A 2953-nucleotide genomic window follows, 5' to 3' on the forward strand; every position below is an offset into this window, starting at 1 on the left:
ATGAATAAATTTAGACTTCTCCATTTTCTTATAGGCTTATTCTGTGTGATTACATTTAGTAGCTGCGATAAAGATGAAGATTCAGAACCTTCGCAGCAGGCTTTACTTACAGATGGGGAGTGGCAAGGTACGGCAGTATACTACAATGGAAATAATGAAACAAGGTTCTTTCGAGATACAATAGAGTTTGATGTAAGTGAAATTCGCCTAAGATTTGACGACAATGGCGAATACCGCCAGACGTATGGCCGAACTGTACTTGGCACCTGGGAATTTGAAGGAAATGAACAGGAAATAGTTATCTTGGATAGCGGTGAAGCCTATGAAGATCGTGTTTTTATAAACGAATTGTCTTCCTCAAGGCTACATTTAGATGTTTCCTGGTTTGGCCCACCTGTAGAACTACGTTTTACGAAACGTCGATAAGCGCTAAAGTATAAAAACAGAAAGGCCTCTCCAGTTGGAGAGGCCTTTCTGTTTTTATACTTGCTATACGTTATACTTATTTCAATACAGCCAACGTAGCCCCGTCGCCACCACGCTCCTCTACCTCGTTACCCACACTGGCTACTTCGCGTACCGAATACAGATAATCGCGCACCACCTGGCGCAGTACCCCGTTGCCACGGCCATGTATGATCTTGATCTCTGGCACACCCAACATCAGCGCTTCGTCAGTGAAGTTCATTACTTTGTTCAATGCATTTTCAGCATACTCACCTCGAATATCTAATGTACTGGTGAAATCGGCCATGCGCTGCGTCATGTTCATACCTCTGCTAAAGCTACCTGAGACCTCCATTTTGGATTTCTTTGGCTTCTGTGGAATCTGTCCCTCTACCCGCTCCAGGTTATCTACCTTCACAATGGTTTTAAGACCTCCAAACAAGACCTCAGCGGTTTTGCCTTTTATGTTAACCACCTGCCCATAAGAGTCCTGCCCGATCAGCGAGACATTGTCGCCCGGTTTAATGGTGCCGTTGGCAATACGCTTGTGTGCCGGGCGCGGCTCCTCTTTTCGCACCTCTTTGGTAAACTCCTCCAAATCGCGACGCGCAGCTTTAGTTTGCTCTTTCTCTGCCTGGCTCTGTTTTATCTGCTGAATGGTAGCTTCAATTTTCTGGTTAGCATCCTTTAGCAGCAACTTGGCTTTGCCTTTGGCTTCGCGCATCACATCCTGCTTGCTCTCTTCTAAGAAGTTGCGCAGCTCGTTGTACTCTTTCACCGACTTCGCCAGCTTTTGCTCTAGTTTCGTGGCCTCACGCACTTTCTGCTCCAGCTCCTGTTTCTCGGTCTCTAGTTCCTCCAGCAAGCGGTCGTAACGAATTTTATCTTTACCCACCAGGTTACTTGCCTTGTCCACAATGTGCTTAGGCAAACCTATTTTACGCGCAATCTCGATGGCGAACGAAGAGCCAGGCTTACCAATCTCCAGTTGATAGAGCGGTTGCAGGTTTTTGTGGTCGTAACGCATGGCACCATTCACAATGCCCAGTGTGCGCTCAGCGTAGTTCTTCAGGTTAGTATAATGTGTCGTGATAACACCGTATACTTTGCTGTCATTTAGAGTATGTAATACTGCTTCGGCAATTGCGCCACCCAACACAGGCTCTGTACCTGTACCAAACTCATCTATCAGCACCAGGCTCTTTTTATCAGCCACGGTAACAAACTTGCGCATGTTGGTCAGGTGCGAGCTGTAGGTACTCAGGTCGTTTTCTATAGACTGCTCATCCCCGATATCAATGAAGATATCATGAAAAATACCTGCCTCGGACCCATCTGCCACTGTAATAAGTAAGCCACACTGCAGCATGTACTGCACCAGGCCTACTGTTTTTAAACTGACAGATTTACCACCGGCGTTAGGCCCGGAAATGAGCAGGATACGCTGTTCCCGGTTCAGCTCCAGATCCATTGGCACTATTGATTTACCCAACTGCCTATGCGCCAAGTATAAGAGCGGATGAAACGCCCGCTGCCAGTTAATGAGCGGGTAGTTGTGTAATTTTGGTTTAGTAGCCTCAACCCTCCGCGCAAAAACAGCTTTCGCACGAATAAAGTCCAGCAAGCCCAGGTACTGGTATGCTTTGCGTAGCTCCGGCACATGATGGCGCAGTGTATTGGTCAGGCTTATCAGGATCCGGATCAGCTCACGGTGGTAAGCATTTTCCAGATCCTTGATGTCGTTGTTGAGGCCAAAGATAGACTCCGGCTCAATATAAACCGTCTGCCCTGTATGCGACTCGTCGTGGATCAAGCCTTTAACTTTGCGCTTATACTCAGCAATCACCGGGATCACCAGGCGGCCCCCACGTATAGTAGGCTCAGCGTCGGAAGGTGTCCAACCTTCATTTTTAGCATGCCTGATGATAGATGAAATAGTTTTGCGAAGCGCGCCCTGCTGCGAAATCAAATCACGCTTCAGGCGCTGCAACTCTGGCGTGGCATCGTCGCGCACGGCACCAGCATCATCCACTACTTTATCAAGCGCGGCTATCAGAGAGCGTTCTACGTTCACGTTGGCTCCCAAAGCTTTCAGCGCCTCGTACTGCCCCTCCTCTGCCCCGGAAATAAAGCGCAGCGAATCGCGGATAGTACGCAAAGACATCTTTATCTCGAAGAAAGCATGCACATCCAGGTATGTACCTTCTATGGCAGCTCTGTCGAGGTAGGCAGAGGCATCATAATAGTGCTGCAACGGAATCTCAGCGTCCGCTTCCAGCAGTTGTTTAAATTCGTATGTTTGTTGCAGCAGTCTCTCCACCAGGTCTTGGCGGTTCAGGAAAGTCATGCGGGTTACATATTGGCGGCCAAGTGGACTCAGGCAAAGCTCTGATAGCATCTCGCGCACCTGTGCAAACCCAATTTTTATTTCAAAGTTTTCTGGATAGATCAATGGTTATCTCTTAATTTACTGCAAAATTAGCAATATCTATAACAAGTATAGAGG

2 protein-coding genes are annotated in these 2953 nt (G+C 47.6%); one reads left to right on the top strand and one right to left on the bottom strand.

Annotated elements, in window-relative coordinates; genetic code table 11:
• Window positions 1-426, top strand: a 426-nt coding sequence (locus tag ACFQ2O_RS20975) for a lipocalin-like domain-containing protein (RefSeq protein WP_377532728.1), incomplete at its 5' end; no start/stop codon positions are given.
• Between the two features lie 76 nt (window positions 427-502).
• Here ACFQ2O_RS20975 and ACFQ2O_RS20980 read toward each other — a convergent pair.
• Entirely contained in the window at window positions 503-2899 is a 2397-nt protein-coding gene (locus tag ACFQ2O_RS20980; RefSeq protein WP_377532730.1) for an endonuclease MutS2, read from the bottom strand.
• Between the last annotated feature and the right edge of the window lie 54 nt (window positions 2900-2953).

Source organism: Pontibacter rugosus (assembly GCF_042678745.1).
GTDB classification, from domain to species: Bacteria; Bacteroidota; Bacteroidia; order Cytophagales; family Hymenobacteraceae; genus Pontibacter; species Pontibacter rugosus.